Source organism: Pseudomonas sp. GD03944, from assembly GCF_029839275.1.
Classification (GTDB): Bacteria; Pseudomonadota; Gammaproteobacteria; order Pseudomonadales; family Pseudomonadaceae; genus Aquipseudomonas.
This window is the reverse complement of record NZ_JAOCAH010000008.1, coordinates 154,641-173,610: the sequence shown is the minus strand read 5'-3', so window position 1 is coordinate 173,610 and position 18,970 is coordinate 154,641. Positions and strand designations below refer to the sequence as shown.

The 18,970-nt window shown below is 63.0% G+C and carries 16 protein-coding genes; 2 read left to right on the top strand and 14 right to left on the bottom strand.

Annotated features, from left to right (window positions below; translation table 11 throughout):
- Positions 1-54: 54 nt before the first annotated feature.
- Together N5C28_RS14520 and N5C28_RS14515 are read left to right on the top strand one after the other, a co-directional pair.
- Entirely contained in the window at positions 55-744 is a 690-nt protein-coding gene (locus N5C28_RS14520; RefSeq protein WP_279823331.1) for a lipopolysaccharide kinase InaA family protein, read from the top strand.
- Complete coding sequence (locus N5C28_RS14515) at positions 741-1,718, top strand: glycosyltransferase (protein ID WP_279823329.1); 978 nt, start codon at positions 741-743, stop codon at positions 1,716-1,718. Before N5C28_RS14520 ends, N5C28_RS14515 begins: the two co-directional genes overlap by 4 nt.
- Here the strand turns inward: N5C28_RS14515 and N5C28_RS14510 are convergent.
- The 14 genes from N5C28_RS14510 to glnE all read right to left on the bottom strand — a co-directional run bounded on the left by N5C28_RS14510 (position 1,677) and on the right by glnE (position 18,759).
- A complete protein-coding gene (locus N5C28_RS14510) occupies positions 1,677-2,843 on the bottom strand; it encodes an O-antigen ligase family protein (protein WP_279823328.1) in 1,167 nt (388 codons plus the stop codon). The two genes, N5C28_RS14515 and N5C28_RS14510, sit on opposite strands and share 42 nt — an antisense overlap.
- On the bottom strand, positions 2,836-3,978 hold the full coding sequence (locus N5C28_RS14505) for a glycosyltransferase (RefSeq protein WP_279823326.1): 1,143 nt from the start codon (positions 3,976-3,978) through the stop codon (positions 2,836-2,838). Before N5C28_RS14505 ends, N5C28_RS14510 begins: the two co-directional genes overlap by 8 nt.
- Positions 3,975-4,910, bottom strand: coding sequence for a glycosyltransferase family 2 protein (locus tag N5C28_RS14500; protein WP_279823325.1), 936 nt, complete (start codon positions 4,908-4,910; stop codon positions 3,975-3,977). The genes N5C28_RS14505 and N5C28_RS14500 overlap by 4 nt, the downstream gene beginning before the upstream one ends.
- Positions 4,910-5,974 (bottom strand): glycosyltransferase family 9 protein, encoded by a 1,065-nt coding sequence (locus N5C28_RS14495; RefSeq protein WP_279823322.1) that lies wholly within the window; start codon positions 5,972-5,974, stop codon positions 4,910-4,912. Before N5C28_RS14495 ends, N5C28_RS14500 begins: the two co-directional genes overlap by 1 nt.
- A gap of 7 nt (positions 5,975-5,981) precedes the next feature.
- Entirely contained in the window at positions 5,982-7,712 is a 1,731-nt protein-coding gene (locus N5C28_RS14490; RefSeq protein ID WP_279823320.1) for a carbamoyltransferase, read from the bottom strand.
- Between the two features lie 84 nt (positions 7,713-7,796).
- A complete protein-coding gene (locus N5C28_RS14485) occupies positions 7,797-9,242 on the bottom strand; it encodes a lipopolysaccharide kinase InaA family protein (protein WP_279823319.1) in 1,446 nt (481 codons plus the stop codon).
- Positions 9,239-9,991, bottom strand: coding sequence for a lipopolysaccharide kinase InaA family protein (locus tag N5C28_RS14480; protein ID WP_279823318.1), 753 nt, complete (start codon positions 9,989-9,991; stop codon positions 9,239-9,241). Before N5C28_RS14480 ends, N5C28_RS14485 begins: the two co-directional genes overlap by 4 nt.
- On the bottom strand, positions 9,988-10,725 hold the full coding sequence (locus N5C28_RS14475) for a lipopolysaccharide kinase InaA family protein (protein ID WP_279823317.1): 738 nt from the start codon (positions 10,723-10,725) through the stop codon (positions 9,988-9,990). The genes N5C28_RS14480 and N5C28_RS14475 overlap by 4 nt, the downstream gene beginning before the upstream one ends.
- Entirely contained in the window at positions 10,718-11,536 is an 819-nt protein-coding gene (rfaP, locus tag N5C28_RS14470) for a lipopolysaccharide core heptose(I) kinase RfaP (RefSeq protein WP_279823316.1), read from the bottom strand. Before rfaP ends, N5C28_RS14475 begins: the two co-directional genes overlap by 8 nt.
- Positions 11,533-12,654, bottom strand: coding sequence for a glycosyltransferase family 4 protein (locus N5C28_RS14465; RefSeq protein WP_279823314.1), 1,122 nt, complete (start codon positions 12,652-12,654; stop codon positions 11,533-11,535). The genes rfaP and N5C28_RS14465 overlap by 4 nt, the downstream gene beginning before the upstream one ends.
- Positions 12,654-13,670, bottom strand: a complete 1,017-nt coding sequence (gene waaC, locus N5C28_RS14460; RefSeq protein WP_279823312.1) for a lipopolysaccharide heptosyltransferase I — start codon at positions 13,668-13,670, stop codon at positions 12,654-12,656. Before waaC ends, N5C28_RS14465 begins: the two co-directional genes overlap by 1 nt.
- The gene (gene waaF, locus N5C28_RS14455; RefSeq protein ID WP_279823311.1) at positions 13,670-14,704 is read right to left on the bottom strand and encodes a lipopolysaccharide heptosyltransferase II; all 1,035 of its coding nucleotides are present in this window, start codon (positions 14,702-14,704) and stop codon (positions 13,670-13,672) included. The genes waaC and waaF overlap by 1 nt, the downstream gene beginning before the upstream one ends.
- A 122-nt stretch (positions 14,705-14,826) precedes the next feature.
- Complete coding sequence (locus N5C28_RS14450; RefSeq protein ID WP_279823310.1) at positions 14,827-15,750, bottom strand: branched-chain amino acid transaminase; 924 nt, start codon at positions 15,748-15,750, stop codon at positions 14,827-14,829.
- 63 nt (positions 15,751-15,813) lie between these two features.
- Positions 15,814-18,759 carry a bifunctional [glutamate--ammonia ligase]-adenylyl-L-tyrosine phosphorylase/[glutamate--ammonia-ligase] adenylyltransferase gene (glnE, locus tag N5C28_RS14445; RefSeq protein WP_279823307.1) on the bottom strand — a complete coding sequence of 982 codons (2,946 nt, stop codon included), beginning with the start codon at positions 18,757-18,759 and terminating at the stop codon, positions 15,814-15,816.
- Between the last annotated feature and the right edge of the window lie 211 nt (positions 18,760-18,970).

Below are 18,970 nucleotides of genomic sequence, written 5' to 3'. Positions count from 1 at the left end.
CTAACGACCAATCGGGTAGACTGCGGCCTCCCCGTTTTAGATCAGAACCCGGTCATGACCCCTATCTCCAATGAGCAGTTCCTGTCACTTCGCCAGCACGCCGAGTTGATTGAAGCCGATCATCATGGAGAGAAAGTCCTGAAATTGTCTGATGGCAGTTTTCTCAAACTCTTTCGCCGCAAACGCTTAATTTCTTCAGAACTGTATCGGCCCTACGCCGTGCGTTTCGCGCTGAATGCCGAAAGTCTGCAAACGCTGCAGGTCCCTTGCCCAACAATCATCGCCACGTATGCCATCGCGAGCATAGAGCGGACTGCCGTCCATTATTGGCCGTTGCCTGGGGCGACGCTCCGGCAAGTATTCAAAGAGACGGGCGAACGCCATGCCGAGCTGACCACCGCACTCGGTACGTTCATCGCCAGGCTTCATCATTCCGGCGTGTACTTCCGCTCTCTGCACCTCGGCAACATCGTGAAAACCCCGGAAAGCCCGCTTGGATTAATTGATATTGCCGACATGAAAGTTCTGCGAAACCCCATCGGCAATCAAAAAAGAAAACGCAACTTCCGCCACCTGTTCCGGTACAGCGCAGATGTTGCGATGCTGGATGCCCATCGCGATAAGTTCATTGCGGCCTATTGTGAACACCTGAACCCCAAGGAAAGGAATGAATTCTCCGAGTTTCTGAAAAACTTGTTCATGGCACCGAACATTCAGAGCGCCAAGCCAGAGAACAAGCCATGAGCAGCTTGAGCGTCCTGCTGCCTGTCTACAACGCTGAGCCCTACCTGAGCGAAACACTCGATTCGCTACTCGGGCAAACCCGGCCAGCCGATCAGATCGTCATCGTCAACGACGGCTCCACCGACCGCTCTTTTGAAATCCTTGAGCGGTATGCGAGAACAGAAAGCCGCATCCGGCTCCTGTCGCAGGAAAATGCTGGTGTGTCGTCAGCCAGGAACCTCGGCCTTGCGCAGTGCGAAGGCGATTACATTGCGCTAATGGACGCCGACGACATCTGCCAGCCAACTCGATTCGAGGCCCAGCTGAACGCCATGCGTCAAGGCGGCCTGGATCTCTGCGGAAGCTGGATCAAGACCTTTGGCAGTAAAGAGAGAGAAGTCAGGTACCCCACATCCGATGCAGAGCTCAGGTTCAACTACCTGTTCCTGGGTAGAACCATTGCGAACCCGAGCGCCATGATTCGGCGCGGCGCGATCGGAGCGCTGCGCTACGACGAACGGCTGGTCTTTGCGGAGGACTTTGGGTTCTTCCTCTCGCTGATGCTGTCCAATCCAGACCTGCGAATGGCCAACATCCCGCACGCCCTGCTGCACTACCGTACCCATGCACAGCAGGCCTCTCAGCAGCATGCAGAACGAAACGAAGCCAGTCTGAAACTCTTGCTGAGCGAACAATTCAATGAACGTGGTTTCGCCGCCACGGAACTGCAGGTTGATACCCATTACCAGCTGTGGAAAAACAGCTCCCCAGTTTCGCTCGAACAACTGGAAGTCTATCTGCCGCTTATGCATGAGCTGGTGAAATGGCTTGAACAGGCGCCCGGCACACAGCGCCTGTCGAAAACCTACTGGAGCAAACTCCTGCGCCAGCAATCGCACCTTGGCAGAGACGGGGCAGCCTGCATCAGCGCATTCGCTGGCGAAGCACCGACGCTATGGAGCAGGCTCCTCGGCCTTTTTGCCCATACGCCATAGCGCCAATGCAAGGCCTACGGGAATCCAGGTGGTGAACCAGATGTCACGGGGCTTATCCCAGACATAAAAGCCGTCTGACAGCAGAGCAACCGAGGCGAACACCCACACACCAAGGACCACGGACGCCAGCGGCAGCGTGCGCCGCTGCCAGGCACCGACAGCGATGCTGCCCCACATCAGGCACCACAGTACGAACCCGACTGCCCCGACCTGAAGCAGTATGCCCAGGTACAAATTGTGAGGATGATCGTAGGACGCTGCGATAGAACTCAGGTGCAATGAATACTCCTGCCCCAGCCCCAGCCCCAGCACTACATTTCCGCTCAAGAACAGCTGCACGCCCTGAACAATCAGCTCCGGCCGGTAGGACAATCCACGCTGAGTCACGACGTCAGGCGAAATGACAAAGAACAGACCAACCGCCAACAGGCACGCACCGGCAATGTATTTATAGATACGCTCAGGGCGCCACAACGGTGTAAGCAACACAGAGGCAAACAAGGCAATCCAGACGCCCTTGCTCTGAGCGAACAGCAGATAGGCCCCGCACAGCGACAACAGGAAGAACCAGCCGAGGCTTTCAACGGGCTTTTTCGGCCTCAAGTTGTAAAGCGCCATCGTGAAAAAACCGAAGACATGCGCCGCGAGGATCGAGTGATCCAGTTGCCAGCCTGCGGAAATCTGATAACGCCAGGGCATCCCCTCCAGCAGGTAGGTCTTGAACCAGGCATAACCGGCAACCAGCGCTGCCAGGGCCGCCGAGTACCCCACCACCGTGAGCAGAACCCGCTCAGGCACTCTCCCCAGCAACATGAACATCCACAGCGTTATGACGATGAACAGTAGGTATTTCGCGTCTTGAGAGGCGTCCTCGGCGGGCGACCAGGTAACGCTCAGTAACGACCACAGCAGAAAAGCCGACACGCAATACATCAGAAAACAATGGGCGAAGTGCTTGAGCTCTCGCCGATGCACCCACAGCAATACCAAGCCTGGCACCCAGAGCAGCAAAATCAATGCTTGATGGTAAAGCTTGCTGGCTGGCAGAAAGATGCCCATCAACAAGCAGGCGATGCCTGGGATAACCAACCGTGCGCCTTGCAAGTAATCCCAGAGATTACGCACCGTTTCTGTCTCCCAGCTCAAACGATTCAATGATGTTTATGTATTCGCCGCGGAACGTGTCTATCGCATGCTCACGGCACAGGTACTGGTAAGCCCGTTCACCTTCTTCACGTCGTGCCGACTCATCCAGCCCAGCCAGTGTACGCAGGTGTTGCGCAAGGGCTGGAGCGTTGCCGACCGGAAAGATGCGCCCGCCGCAGTCTTCAAGAATGGGCTTCAGACTGTCGATGTCCGAACCGATCACCGGCAGGCGCCCGCTCATACCCTCCAACAACGCAAGCGGCAGGCCCTCACTCAGGGACGGCATGACGAAGGCGTCGAACGCTTTCACATACTGCAAGGCATCGTTTTTCGCCCCGAGAAGCAGAACACGCTCCTGCAGCCCCAACTCCACGATCAACGCTTCAAGCTCAGCTCGTGACCGCCCTTCACCAATGATCACCAGCAAGGCTGTCGGACTGGCATCCTTGATCTCAGCGAAAGCCCTTAACAGGGTGCCATGGCCCTTGACGGGCACCAGCCGGCCTATGGCGCCAAATACGAACGCATCGCCAGGAAGGCCCAACAAATTGCGGGCCTTTTCCCGTGGGTGCTGCAGACTTTCTGCACGCTCGATATCGATGGCGTTATTGATCTGCACGGTGTTCGACGTGTCAAAGCCTGCATCGCAACCGATCAGGTAGTCCCGCACCGCTCGCGAAACCCCGACGACCCGCCAGTTATCACTCAACAAGCGCCGAGCCTCCCAGCGACGGTAGGTGCGATCGAAATCGCCAATACCGTGCTGAACGCCAATGCACAGGGGAATGTGCAACACCCGGTTGAGCAACATCATCATGTTCATCGGCTTGAAGCGATGAGCGATCACCACATCGAAGCGCTCCGCCCGGATCAATCGATACAGGCACCAGAGCGCGCGCAGTCTCAACCCTTTCAGGTCCGACTGGCTGAAGTCCATGTAAATTGAACGGGCAGCCCGGCTTTCGGGCTCGCCCGGCCCCGGCCTGCCACGCAGGAAAACGGTAGTGACCTCGAAACGCTCCGCAGGAAGCCCCTGAATCACCTGCTCGGCCAGATCCGAGGCGTTGACGTTGTAGCGGTTCTGCATTTGCAGAACCTTGATCTTGCGATTCATACGCCCTTCCCAAGCCACAGGCGTATCGCCTTGCGCATATATGACCCTTTGAATATCACACGCCAGTCACAACGGAAGGCTGCACTGAAATACTGTTTGGCGGCATCTGCATCGCCCGCCAGGTACGCACTGCGAAACAGCGACAGGCTGCGCTGCACGTAAAATTCAGGCTTAAGCCCCTGAAAGCGCGCATCCAGTCGACGGGGAGAGAACACTTCATCGACCAGCGCCAGCCCGCCCGCCTTGGCGTGACTGAACTGGTGGCGCAGGCTGTCGTCATGCTTGTGAACCAGCGCCAAAGGCCGGTCGATCAATGAACAGGGGTAGTTGGCCAGCGCCTGGGCAAACACCGGAATATCTTCAGCACTGCGGAATTGTTCGGGGTAATCACCCCGCTCGAACACGTCGCGGTGCATGACACAGGCGCCGTTGGACAGGGCCAGGCGCTTGTCCAGCAGATAGGCGCGTAGCCGCTGTACCGGATCATCGGGAAGGTATTCCGGAACATGCTCACGGCGCTTGCCATCCGGCGATACGCCAATGTGGCCGCCAATGACCAATCGCGAATAAGGATGGGCAATCAGGTGTTCAGAAAGGGCCTGTAATGCGCCAGGCGCCAGCTCATCGTCGGCATCCAGAAACAGGAGGTATGTTCCTTTCGCCTCTCGGATACCGGCGTTGCGTGCAGAAGACGCTCCGCCGTTACCTTTGCGAAGCGCACGAAAGCGCTCCGGATAACGAACCAGCAGTTGTTCCAGCACCTCGACGGTGTCATCGGTCGAGCCGTCATCGACGACGAGCAATTCAACCGAGCCAGCGGATTCGGCCTGGGCCAGCACAGACTCGATTGCACGCGGAAGCACTGCCGCATAGTTGTAGGCAGGAATTACCACAGAAATCGTGACGCCCGGGCTGTCGCCAGCAATGCCCATCAAACATTTACCTCACTCGTGGCAACCAGCCGCTCGAATGCCCGCTCTACCTGTCCAACGCTCAAAAAATACATCCAGGCATTTTTCACCGCCCCAAGCGAAATGTATGGGCGTACCACCGCATTCGTTCCCCAGCCTGGCCGCCAGCAGAAACCATCTCGACGCTTGCGATACACCGTCAGCACCGGCACCCCAAGGGCTGCGGCCAGGTGTCCGACGCCGGAATCGTTACCGATTATATAGCCAGACTCGTAGAGGTAGGCCGCCAGCTCGCGGGCATTGGCGAAATGAGGAATCGGAAAGGCATCGCCCAGGTGCTCGCCCCACTCTGCTCGCTCCTTCGGCGAGAGAACGAACTGCGGATCGTAACCCTGCCGCTTGAGACGATGGGCGAGGCGCAGGTACTTGCGGGCCGGCCAGTTCTTTTTTCGATTGTAGGAGGTTGGGTGCAGCATGACGCGCTGGGGATGGCGGCGCGCTGCATGGTCGCCGGGAATCATGAAACCCGGATCGCATGACGCATTTTCGAGCCCCAACTTGGTCCGACAGAACGCCACGGCCTGCTCGACCATGGTCACGCACGGGTCGTCGATCACCCGCAACGGGCCGGAACAGCGGGACAGCGCCTGCAAAAGTGCCGCCTTTTCCGCCCCACAGCGCTGCAGAACGCGCGCGCTGTGGTCGTGGATCAAGGCCGGGGCGACCCGCAACGTACCCACGAACACATACTGCTTCGCCAGTTGCGCCATATCCTGGTCAAGGCCGACCACGATCCCGCCGCAATCGGACAGCACGAGGTCGTAGTCCTCAGCGAGGCTCTGCGTTTCCTCAGGCGGGGGAAACGGCAGAACGGCGAAATTCGGCAACCACTCGGCAAAATGCGCCAGGTGATTACTCAACATCGTCACGTGGTAGCCGGCCCGCGCCAGGTTATTGGCCACGACCAGGTAGATCAGGCTGTCGCCCAACCCGAGAGAGGGCACCAACGCGATGCGACAGTCGGAGTGACTGACTTGCGTTCCTTCGCGTGCCTGCAACGTCCCTTTATGCACGTCCACTGTCATCCACCCACTACTCTTTCACGACAAGAATGTCTTCCATGATCAGGTACTGCAGATCCGAGCCGTAGAACATGTTCAGCGCATCCGTCGGTGAACAGATCATGGGCTCGCCGCGGCGGTTGAGGGAGGTGTTCAGCGACACGCCGTTGCCGGTGAGTTTTTCCAGCTCCAGCATCATGTCGTAGTAGCGCGGGTTGTACTCGCGCTTGAGCACCTGGGCGCGGGAGGTGCCGTCTTCGTGCACGACCTCGCTCACGCGTTCTTTCCATTCTTCGTTCACTTCGAAGGTGAAGGTCATGAACGGCGAAGGGTGGTCGACCTTGAGCATCTGCGGGCCGACGGTGTCGAGCATCGACGGGCAGAAGGGGCGCCAGCGTTCGCGGAACTTGATCTGCTCGTTGATGCGGTCGGCCACGCCCGGGATGCTCGGGCAGCCGATGATCGAGCGGCCACCCAGGGCGCGCGGACCGAACTCCATGCGGCCCTGGAACCAGGCGACCGGGTTGCCGTCGACCATGATCTTGGCGATGCGCTGCGGCATGTCGTCGATCTGCTGCCATTTCGGCGCATTCGGGTGGCGCGCGCAGGCCGCGATGACGTCTTCGTTGCTGTAGGCCGGGCCAAGGTAGACGTGCTCCATCTTCTCCACCGGCACGCCGCGCTTGTGCGACACGTAGGCGGCCGCACCGACGGAGGTACCGGCATCACCCGAAGCTGGCTGGACGAACAGCTCCTTGACCTCCGGGCGCGCGATGATCTTCTGGTTCAGCTTGACGTTGAGTGCGCAGCCGCCAGCGAACGCGATCTTGCCGGTTTCCCGCAGGATGTCGCCCAGGTAGTGGTCCATCATCTGCAGTGCCAGTTTCTCGAACAGCGACTGCATGCTGGCCGCGTAGTGGATATACGGGTCGTCGGCGATATCGCCTTCACGCTTCGGCCCCAGCCACTCGATCAGCTTCTTGGAGAAGTAGAAACCCTTGCCGTTTTCCTTGTAGCGGCGCAGGCCGATGACGTTGGCGTACTCGGTGTTGATCACCAGTTCGCCATTCTCGAACGTCGCCAGACGGGAAAAATCGTACTTGGAAGCATCGCCATACGGCGCCATGCCCATGACCTTGAACTCGCCATCGAGCATCTCGAAGCCGAGGAACTCGGTGATGGCACCGTACAGGCCACCCAGCGAGTCCGGGTCGTAGAATTCCTTGATCTTGTGGATCTTGCCGTTTTCACCGTAACCGAAGAAGGTGGTGGCGTACTCGCCCTTGCCATCGATGCCCATGATCGCGGTCTTCTCGGTGAAGCCGGAGCAGTGGTAGGCGCTGGACGCGTGGGCCAGGTGGTGCTCGACCGGCTCGATCTTGATCTTCTTCGGGTCGAAGCCGAGTTGTTCCAGGCACCAGACGATTTTCTTGCGGTAGCGCTTGTAGCGGCGATTGCCCATCAGAATCGCATCGAGCGAACGGTCCGGGGCGTACCAGTAGCGCTTGGCATAGTGCCAGCGCGCCTTGCCGAACAGGCTGATCGGCGCGAACGGGATGGCCACCACGTCGACGTCCGACGGTTTGATACCGGCCTGCTCCAGGCAGAACTTGGCCGACTCGTAGGGCATGCGATTCTTCGCGTGCTTGTCACGTACGAACCGCTCTTCTTCGGCGGCTGCGATCAGCTTGCCGTCGATGTACAACGCCGCGGATGGGTCATGACTGAGAGCGCCGGAAAGGCCGAGAATCGTCAATGCCACAGGAAAAGCCTCTTCAAATCCGCCGCTGCATCAACACAGCGGCCTCCGTTAATTAGGGCCCCGTCTCGGGGCAGCACTGCCGGCTCACGCTTCAGGCGAAGGGCCGGTCAGGGGTATACGTGCATCGAGCAGACGGTACAGCACGCTGTCCGCCGGCCAGTTGCGCAAGAAGCGCGCCCGGTCACGGGCATACGCCGGCGCAAAGCTGCGGTCGCTGCGGTGCTGGCGCATGGCGTCCAGATCGATCAGTGACCAGCGGCCCGCCTGCCACAGCACGTTGGTCCCCTTGAGATCACCGTGACTGATGCGCTCGCGCAACAAGGCGCCAAACAGTTCATCCAGTGCTTCAAGCTCGGGCTCTGGCGGCGCGCAGGCCTCGTCCAGGTACGGCTTGAAACGCGCGATTATATCCTCACCGGCCGCATGTTCGGTAATCAGATACGCGCGGCGGCGTAACCAGAACGTCCGCAACTCCAGCATGCCGAGCGGCTTCGGGGTGGCGATGCCGACGAAACCCAGGCGATTGCCTTCGCGCCAGCTGTGCCAGGCACGGCTCGGCTGCAGGCAGCGCTTGAGCCAGTGCAGCAAGCCCTTGATGTTGTAGCGCTTGACCACCAGCCGGCGCCCTGCTGCTTCGACCAGCGCCACGGTGGACGAACCGCCCTGCTTCAGCGGCTGGCCGGCAGCGAGGGCTGCATCGGCCCGGTCCAGCAACGGCCCGACCAGGGCTTCGTCTTCGCGGCGCATCGCACGGAACATCGAGCTGCTGCGATGTACGCTGAACAGGCTGCAATCCCGAGCGATCTTGCGCAGATAATCGCGCAGCCGCCAGCGCCGCACGGCCGCCACTTCCTTGAGCAGCGCCTCCAGCGGCAGGGCATGCTCGCCATTGACCAGCAGGTAATGCACCAGCAGCTCTTCCAGGTGCGTATCGAGCTCGGCCGGCAACTGGCCGAAGAACACGCCGAGATTGCTCAGCACCTGATCCCGCGACAGCGGCTGCCCGGGCGTCTGCGCGCGCACGCCGCCGCCGTCAATCAGCCACAATTGGCCGTCATGACGCAGCAGGTTGTCCAGGTGCAGGTCATCCTGCCACAACCCTTTGAGGTGCAGCTGGGCGATAGCGGCCAGGGCCTCGCCCAGCAGTGCCTGGCGCTCATCGCTCAGACCGCTTTGCGGCGCCAGCGCCGCCCACTCATCACCCAGGCTCCGGGCGCTTTCGAGAAACTCGAACAACAGCCAGCCGCCATCAGCGCTCGTGCCCTGGGCCAGCAGTGCCGGCGTCTTCATACCCTGCTCGGCCAGCAGGCGTGCGCCCTCGACCTCCCGGGCGAAATGACGCTCGGCCTTGCTGCCCACCAGCAACTTGGCCAATACCGTGCGCCCCTGCCACTGCGCGCGGGCCACATAACGCTGCCCTGGCAGGACGCGCAGCAGCTGCTCCAGCCTCAGCGGCGCCTCGGCAATCGCGTCGATCGTCAGGGGCATGGCAGGCGTGCGCCCGGCCTGCTGCAACTCAGCCAGCTTCATCCACGCGACTCCTTGTTGCGCTGACGCCGTACCAGTTGCTCTTGCCACTGCTCCAGCTCCTGTTCCTGCGCAGAGTCCAGGTAGGCCTCCAGCAGGCCGCGTATGTCCTCGTTGCTCCAGGCCGACGCCCGCCGAACCAGGGGTTCGAGGTCTTTGACACGGTCACGCTTGCCCAGCAGCAACGAGCGCGTCTTTTCCAGGTCGATCAGCTGAGCCGCGAAGTTATCGCCCTGGGGTTGCAGAAAGATGTGCTTGGGGTAAAAGCAGCCGTGCACCTGGCCGCAGCCATGCACCTGGCGCGCAAGCTGCCCACAGGCTTCGACGATCCCCTGGCGGGTTTCGGCGGACAGCCCGGACCAGCCGTGCAGCCACTCGTGCAGGTCCTGCCAGCCATCCAGGGCCCGGGTCATCAGGATGGCCCGGTGCTCACCCGCCACCTTGCGCTCGGCGAAAAACACGGCCTGCAGGGCGGGGATGCCCAGTGCCTGGTAACGCTGAATATTGCGAAACTCGCGGGCGAAGGTCGGCTCGCCGAACGGGTGCGTCAGGCTGCGCGACAGGTAGTTGCTCTGGCGTTTGAGGTAGAACGCGGCGCCGTCCAGCTCCAGTCGGTACACACTGCTCCAGCCACCCCGGGCATTGTTCGGTTCGTCGACCGCTTCCAGCTTGAGTGCCCACAGCGCCTCGAAGCTCGCCAGACCATGCCGTTCGAGCAGAGCCTGCTCTTCCTTGGCGATAAAATCCTTCATTCGCGTCCCTCGAAAAATTTGACGATCCGCCGAATCCGCGGCTTGTCCTCGGGCGTCAGCGTCGGACGCCCACAGTATTGCAGGTAGAAACGCAGACGCTGCGTTCGTGACAGCTTGTACTTGGCCACTTTGTCCAGGCAGGCCAGGTCTTTGATGATGCGGTGGCGCAGCAGGCTGCCCCACCAGAAGCTGCCCGTCGGGCAGTCGATCAGGAACAGCCGCCCTTCGGTATCGACCAGCAGGTTGCGCCACTTGAGATCGTTGTGCGCAAAGCGCCGCTCGTGCAGGGTGCGCGTAGCAGCCGCCAACTGCCGACTGACGCGTTCGACCCAGCCACGATCGGCCAGCCGCGGGTCATTGCGCTGCGCCAGGTGCGCCAGGTCATCGGTGCCCACCAGTTCCTGGGTGATCAAGGCGCCACGCCCGAACGTCAACCCGTGGCGCTCCAGCCCGTAGGCCACGATGGGCGCGGTGGCGATGCCCCACTTGGCGAAGTACCGGAGGTTCTGCCACTCGGCCTTGACCCGCGGCCGGCCGATGAAGCGCCGCAGGCCCTTACCCGCACCGTGGTAGCGCTTGACGTAGTAGCGGATCCCTTCGATCTCGACGCGGATCACGTTGGACAGCGGGTCCTGGGTGATCGGCTCTCCCTGCAGGGCGAACACTGCATCCAGGCTGGCAAAGGCCTGCTGCACCGCCGGCGAGGCGCCCTCGACGACCCGCCACTCACTCATTGCCAGCTCCCGGTGCGTATTTGCGGGCGTATCGCTCCAGCAGCTTGTCAGCTCGCCGCTGCAGCCAGGTCAGCAACACCGCTTCTTCCGCCAGGATCTGGCGCAGGGGCTTCCGGAAGTACGCCCGCAGGAAGCGCAGTTTGTCTCGCTGGGTCAGACCGATGTTCAAGGCCGAGAAATACAGCCCGGCCAGGTCCTTGTCGCGCCAGCGGCGCGGCACCTGGTCCCGCACCTGGGCGCGGTGCAGATCGATGACCGACAGGCGCAAGGTATCAACCGCCAGTGGCACATCGGTGTGCAGCAGGAAATGGCAGATGTAGCAGTCGCGGTGATTGACCCCCGCACGGTGCATGGCACCGGTCATCTCGGCCACCCGCTGGATCAGCGCGCGCTTGAGGGTTGGTTGCGGCGGCTGCTCGAGCCAGTTCAGGGTCAGCTGTTCCAGGTCGGTGGTTGGCGCCAGCTCTTCGGTCACGATGAAGGAATGCTGCGCCGCCGGGTTGCTGCCGCGCTCGCCATAGGCCAAGGCGGTCATGGTCGGCACGCCGACCTCGGTCAGGCGCTGGATGGCGCGCCATTCCTGCCCGGCACCGAGCACCGGCAATCGCGTGGAGAGCAGGTTCTTGACGATCTCACCCCACCCGATGCCCCGGTGAATCTTCACAAAGTAGCCGCGCCCCGCAACTTCCGTGCGCAGCGTACGGCGCCCTTCCAGCTCGCGGTAGACCTGGCCCTGCAAAGCCTCCACGGCGACGAAGGGGTCCTGCCCGGCCCACAAGGTCTTGAACGGTTCGCTCAGCAGCAGCTTCATGGGCGCTCCGCGAGGATGACGTCGGCCGCCCGCTGCGGCATGGAATAAAGATCCGCGGTATCCGCGAACGCCAGGCCGTTCTGCTGCCAGCGCGCGCGCTGCGCATCGTCGGCGAGCATCTCCACCAGCAGGCGGTTGAGCCGTTCCTGCTCGAAGGGGCTGGCCAGCACTCGACCGGCATCGGCCTCGGCAATGTAGTGAGCGTAGCCGCAGACATCAGTCACCAGCACCGGCAGCCCGGCGACCAGCGCCTCGAGCAGCACAGTGCCGGTGTTCTCGTTATAGGCCGGGTGGATCAGCAGATCGGCCCCCAGCAGGAAACGCGGAATGTCGCTGCGCCCCTTGAGGATCTGCACGTTGTCGGAAATACCCAGGGCCTTGACCTGCAGCAGGAATGGCTTGGGGTCATCCTGGCCGATGACGATCAGCCGGGTGCGCTTGCGCAGCTCGCGCGGCAAGGCCGCGACGGCCTTTAGGCTGCGGTCCAGGCCCTTGGTCTTGAAACCCGAGCCGATCTGCACCAGCAGCAGGTCATCATCGGCCAGCTTGAACTCCCGGCGGAACTCGGCGCGGATCTCGGCGGCATTGGCCGGCGCCCGACGGTCTGCAGCAATCCCGGGCGGAAGCAGGTGAAAGCGCGCCGCCGGGGTGGCGTAATGTTTGACGAACAGCGGTTGCTGCACCTCGGAAATCATCAGGATTTCGGTCTTCGACTCCGGGGCGAACACCGCACGCTCGTAGTCGGCGAAATGCCGGTAGCGCCCCCAACGGCGGTACAGCGGGTTGCGCAACGTCTGCGCCTTGTCCTCGAAGCAGCCGTCGGCCGCGTAGTACACGTCCAGCCCGGGCATCTTGTTGAAACCGATGACGCGATCCACCGGGCGCCTGGCCAGGTCGGCCTCGACCCAGGCGGTCAGCTTCTCGTTGCGCTTGTGGTTGAACAGCGCCTTGACCGGCACCACCACGACCTCGAAACCCGCAGGAATCTCGCCTTCCCAGATCGGCGTGTAAACACGGATGCTGTGCCCGCGCTGCTGGCATTCCAGGGCGATGCGCATGAAGTCGCGCTGCAGGCCGCCGAAGGGGAAGTACTTGTACAGGATGAAGGCCAACTGCATCAGGCTTGTCCCTCGAACACGCTGGACGGCGCCAGCAACAATGCGTGCAACTCGGTCGCCACGCGCTCTGGCAACAGGTCATCGAAGCAGGGCTTGTGGCGATCACCCCGCCCTGCATCGGGGCCTGTCGCGCACAAGTGAATCTGCGAACGTCCGTAGGCTCCGACCCGGCCCGGCAGGGTCGGCCCGTACAGGGAAATGCTCGGTACGTCGAGGGCGGCAGCCAGGTGGCCAAGTCCGGTATCCACTGCCACACAGGCCGTGGCGCCAGCGATCACCCGTGCCACACCCGCCAGGTTCAGCTTGGGCAGCAACGCGGCGTGCTTGAGGCCGGCGACGATGCGCTCGGCCCTGGCCTTCTCGGTGTCGTTGCCCCAGGGCAGGCGTACCGCCCACCCCAGTGCGTCCATCCGCTCGGCGAGCTCGCGCCAGTAGGTTTCCGGCCAATGCTTGCTGGGCCAGGTGGTGCCGTGCAGAAACACCAGGTACGGCTGCTCGGCCGGCGCGGCCAACTGGGCGCGGTTCAGCCCGTAGTCGCCGATGGTCGACGGCACCGGGTAGTCCAGGGCCTGGGCGAACAGCTGACGCACCCGCTCCAGGGCGTGCTGGTCGCGCGCCACGGTGTAACGCCGGTCGTAGAAACGCGCCGCCACGGGTTCCCGGGCCGAATCACGGTCCAGGCCAGCGACCGGCGCCTTCACATAACGGGTCAGCCAGGCGCTTTTCAGCAGACCCTGGGCGTCGATCACCAGGTCGTAGTGCGTCTCGCGCAGGCGCGCCTTGAAGCGCGACCACTCGCCGGTTTTCAGGGTTTGCCACAGGTGCTTGCGCCAACGACGGATCGCCACCGGGATCACCTGGGCCACGGCGGGGTGCCAGGCCGGAATTTCGGCAAAGCCTTCTTCCACCACCCAGTCGAACTGGATGCCCGGGATCGCTCGCGCCGCATCGGTGAGCGCCGGCAGGGTATGAATCACATCGCCGAGCGACGAGGTCTTGATCAGCAACACCCGCATCAGTCGATCTCGACCGGATCGGGCGCCAGGCGGTTTAGGGCCTCGACCACCGGGCGTGGTTTCAGCTCACGCAGGCAGTTGTAGTGGCCGAACCGGCAGGTGCGGTCAAAGCAGGGGCTGCAATCCAGACCCAGGCGCACGATCTCCACCTGCTCCGCCAGCGGCGGGGTGAACTCCGGCGAGGTCGAGCCATACACCGAGACCAGTGGGCGGTTCAGCGCAGCAGCCACATGCATCAGGCCGGAGTCGTTGGACACCACGGCGCCAGCGCAGGATAGCAGGTCGATGGCCTCGGCCAGGCTGGTGTCGCCGGCCAGGTTGACCGCCTCTTCACGCAGCCCGGGAATCAGCCGCTCGCGAATCGCTTCGCCCACCGGGTGGTCGTTCTTCGAGCCGAACAGCCAGACCTGCCAGCCCGCGCGAATCTTCAACTCCGCGACCTTGGCGTAATGCTCGCTCGGCCAGCGCTTGGCCTCACCGAACTCGGCGCCCGGGCACAGGGCCAGGACCGGACGGTCCAGGGTCAGACCGAACTTGCTAAGCGCCGCATCGCGGGTAACCGGGTCGATGCGCAAGTCCGGGCGCGGGTAGACCGCCGGCAGCTCGGCGCCCGGCTCGTAGGCCAGCGCCATGAAGCGCTCGATCATCAGTGGGTAGCGGCTCTTGTCCAGGGTGCGCACGTCATTGAGCAGCCCGTAGCGCATCTCGCCCTTCCAGCCCGTGCGTTTCGGGATGCCGGCGAAAAACGGCACCAGCGCCGACTTCAGGGAGTTGGGCAAAAGAATCGCCTGATCGTACTGGCCAGCCAGGGACTTGCCGATCCGCCGACGGGTCGCCAGCTCGAGCACGCCATGGCCCAGGGGAAAGCTCAGGGCTTTGCGCACCTCGGGCATGCGTTCGAGAATCGGCCGGCTCCAGTCCGGCGCCAGCACGTCGATCTGGCAGTCGGGATGGCGCTGTTTCAGACACTGGAACAGGGTCTGTGCCATCACCATGTCGCCCACCCAACTGGGGCCCACGATCAGTATGTTCATACGGTATCCAGAAACGATCAGGGAGGCTTTCGCCTCCCGGACATGCTCGTCATGCAGGTCGTGGCAGTGTGAACCGGCCGGGGATCAGCCCGTCCGGGACACCGCCTGGACCGCGCTCGGCCTTACTTGACCAGCGTACGCCACTCGGCATGGGCACTGGTCTTGCCTGTTACCAGGTCGAAGTAGGCGGTCTGCAGTTTTTCGGTGACCGGGCCACGGCGGCCTTCGCCGATCTGACGGCCGTCGACTTCGCGGATCGGCGTCACTTCAGCGGCGGTGCCGGTGAAGAACGCTTCGTCGGCGATGTACACCTCGTCACGGGTGATGCGCTTCTCGACCACCGGGATGCCCAGCTCTTCAGCCAGGGTCAGGATGGTGTTGCGGGTGATGCCGTTCAGGCAGGAGGTGACTTCCGGGGTGTACACCACGCCATTCTTGACCAGGAAGATGTTCTCGCCGGAACCCTCGGCCACATAGCCTTCCGGGTCCAGCAGCATGGCCTCGTCGGCACCGCCGGAAATGGCTTCCTGCAGGGCCAGCATCGAGTTGATGTAGTTGCCGTTGGCCTTGGCGCGGGTCATCGAGATGTTGACGTGATGACGGGTGAAGGAGCTGGTGCGGACCTTGATGCCGACCTTCAGCGCTTCGTCGCCCATGTAGGCGCCCCAGTGCCAGGCCGCCACGATCACCTGGACCTTCAGGCCGCTGGCGCGCAGACCCATGGCTTCGGAACCGTAGAACGCCATCGGACGGATGTAGGCGCTTTCCAGGTTGTTCTCACGCACCGCGGCGCGGGTAGCCTCGTTGATCTCGTCCTTGGTGAACGGGATCTTCATGCCCATGATGTGCGCGGAATCGAACAGGCGGTCGGTGTGCGCTTCGAGGCGGAAGATGGCGGTGCCATCGGGGGTGTTGTAGGCACGCACGCCTTCGAACACGCCCATGCCGTAGTGCAGGGTATGGGTCAGCACGTGGGTGGTCGCGTTGCGCCACGGCACCAGTTCGCCGTCATACCAAATCACGCCATCACGATCGGCCATCGACATAGTTGCCTGCTCCTCAAATTGGGTTCTTGCACACCGAGCCGGGCGCCGCAGCACCCCACTCGCTCAATTCAGTCCCAGCTCACGCCAGATGCGCAACACGCTGCGACGCTCGTCGTGAAACTGGTCACCACTGACCACGCCCGGCTGCTTCTGCAGCGCCTGGCGGTGCGCGGCGGACCGGTAGGCCTTGTAGACCTCACGCAGCAGCCGGGCATCGTCACCGTTCAACAACCCCGTACGCTCCAGGCCTTCCAGGATGCGGATGTTGTCGGTGAACGCGTGCAGCTCCGGGTACTGGTGCGACCAGGCCAGGGCCGCGTATTGCACCATAAATTCAATATCGACGATACCACCGGCGTCCTGCTTCAGATCGAAGGGGGACGCGGCTTCGAAGGCATTCGCCGCCGTGCCGGCCGCCGTGATGGCAGTGCCCAGGCTGCTGCGCATCTTGGCCCGCATCTCGCTGACTTCCGTGCGCAGCCCATCCAGGTCGCGCTGGCGCTCCAGCACCGCCGCCCGGACCGCTTCGAAGGCCTTGCCGACCCGCGGGCAGCCCACCAGCACCCGGGCCCGCACCAACGCCTGGTGCTCCCAGGTCCAGGCCTCGTTCTCCTGGTAGCGCTGGAACGCCCCGAGCGAGCTGACCAGCAGGCCGGACGCGCCAGACGGCCGCAGGCGCATGTCGACCTCGTACAGCTGGCCGGAGTTGGTCTGGGTGGTCAGCAGGTGGATGATGCGCTGCCCGAGGCGGGTGAAGAACTGCGCGCCATCGATGGACTTGGCGCCGTCGGTCTCGGCCTGTGGGTCACCGTCATGGATGAACACCAGGTCCAGGTCCGAACCGTGCCCGAATTCCAGGCCACCGACCTTGCCGTAGCCGACGATGATGAAATCCGGGTCGCAGGCCGTGCCATCCGGCCGGCGCGGCGTTCCGTGGCGGGCCACCGTATGCCGCCAGGCCAGGGCCAGCACTTGGTCGAGGATGGCCTCCGCCAGCCAGGTCAGGTAATCGCTGACCTTCATCAGCGGCAACGTGCCGGCGATCTCCGAGGCGGCTACCCGCAGGCTGTGGGCCAGCTTGAAATGACGCAGGGCCTCCATCTGCTGCTCCAAGTCATCCTCGGGGATGCGGATCAGCCGCTCGCGCAACTCGGCCACCAGTTCCGGCGCCTGCGGCGGACTGAACAGACGCCCCTCGTTGAGCAGCTCGTCGAGCAGCAACGGGAAGCGAGTGATCTGCTCGGCGATCCACGGGCTGGCCGCGCATAGCGTCAGCAGGCGCTGCAGGGCGCTAGGGTTCTCGGTCAGCAGCACCAGGTAGGCCGAACGCCGCGCCACCGCTTCGACCAGGGGCAACACACGTTCCAGCACCAGGTCCGGGTCGTCGTGTTCGACCGCCTGGGCCAGCAGACGTGGAATAAAGGCATCGAGCCGCTCGCGGCCCAGGCGCTGCATGGCGCGGACCTGGTTGCCGTTGCGCAGGCCCGCCAGGCGCTGCCAAGCGGACTGGGCATTGACGAAGCCGGCCTCGGCCAACTGGCGGCAGGCGGCCTCTTCGTCCTGGGCATCGCTCCACAGCGGCATCCACTCGCCACCGACCGTTTCCTCGATGCAGCCCTCTTCGTCTTCGTCCGGGTCGGCGATCACTTGGCGGAAGTGCCAGTCGACACGCCCGCGCCAGTGCATCAGGCGCTCATGGAAGGCCTCCCAATTCTCGAAGCCGAGAATAAAGGCAACACGCGCGCGATCTTTCGGGTCATCCGGCAGCATCTGGGTCTGCCGGTCGTCGATGGCCTGCAGGGCGTGTTCGGTGTAGCGCAGGAATTCGTAGCCCTGGAGCAACTCGGCAACCACGGCCGGCGGCAGGTAACCCTGCCCTTCCAGGGTCGCCAGGACCTTCAGCAGCGAGCGTTGCTGCAGGCTCAGGTCGCGGCCGCCGTGAATCAGCTGGAACGCCTGGGCAATGAACTCCACCTCGCGGATACCGCCAGCGCCGAGCTTGATGTTCTCGGCCATGCCCTTGCGCCGGACCTCCTGCTGGATCAGCTGCTTCATGGTGCGCAGGGCTTCGATGGCGGAGAAGTCCAGGTAACGCCGGTAAACGAAGGGCCGTAGCATTTCCAGCAATTGCGCACCCGCGACCTGATCGCCGCCGACCACCCGCGCCTTGATCATCGCGTAGCGTTCCCAGTCGCGGCCCTGGTCCTGGTAGTACTGCTCCAGGGCATTGAAGCTGAACACCAGCGAGCCGGAGGAGCCGTACGGGCGCAGGCGCATGTCGGTGCGAAACACGAAACCATCGACGGTGATGGCGTCCAGCGCCTTGATCAGCCGCTGCCCCAGGCGAATGAAGAACTCCTGGTTGTCCAGGGGACGTTTGACGCCCTCGGTCTCGCCGCCCTCGGGGTAGCCGAAGATCAGGTCGATGTCAGAGGACAGGTTCAACTCGTGGGCGCCCAGCTTGCCCATGCCGAGGATGACCAGGTGCTGGGCCTGGCCGCTGCGGCGGCCGATGGGGGTGCCGAACTGGGTGCAGTGCCGGGGATAGAGCCACTGGTAGGCCAGGTCGATGCAGGTATCGGCCAACTCCGACAGGTCGCGGCAGGTCTCCACCAGATCGGCCTGGCGGCTGATATCGCGCCAGATGATGCGCAGTTGCTGGCGATTGCGGAAACGCCGCAGGGTACGGGAGAGGCTGTCCTCGTCCTCACAGGTTGCCACGCAGTCCGCCAGCTGGCCGCGAAGCTCGCCAGTCTGGAACGAGCGTTCAAGCTCACCACTGTCGGCCAGGTCCAGCAGCATCAGCGGGTCACGGGCCGCCTGCTGCACGACGAAATCGCTGGCGGCGCAGACCCGCTGCCAGGCGTCGCGGCGGGCACCGGACCAGGCATCGAAGCGCGCCGCGGCGCCGACATCGTGCTCGGCGAAGGCCGTACGCAGCGTCTGTTCGGCGCGCGCTGCCAGGGTATCGAGTTCGGCAGATAAAGGAACCAGCACTGGCAGACTCATGGTCTATCCTTTTTTGCGAGCTGCGCCTGGCACATGAAAGCCCCGTGGTATCACGCGTTGCGCGGCCGTCAGCCCGTTGAAATTGTAGTTTTGCTACGAATGATTGTATCCAAAGGGCTGAAATCGTCGTCCATATGTAGTAAAACTACACAGAGCCGGCACTACCCCCGGTAAATCCAAGAATTCACGTGACCCGCCCACAAAGCCGGCC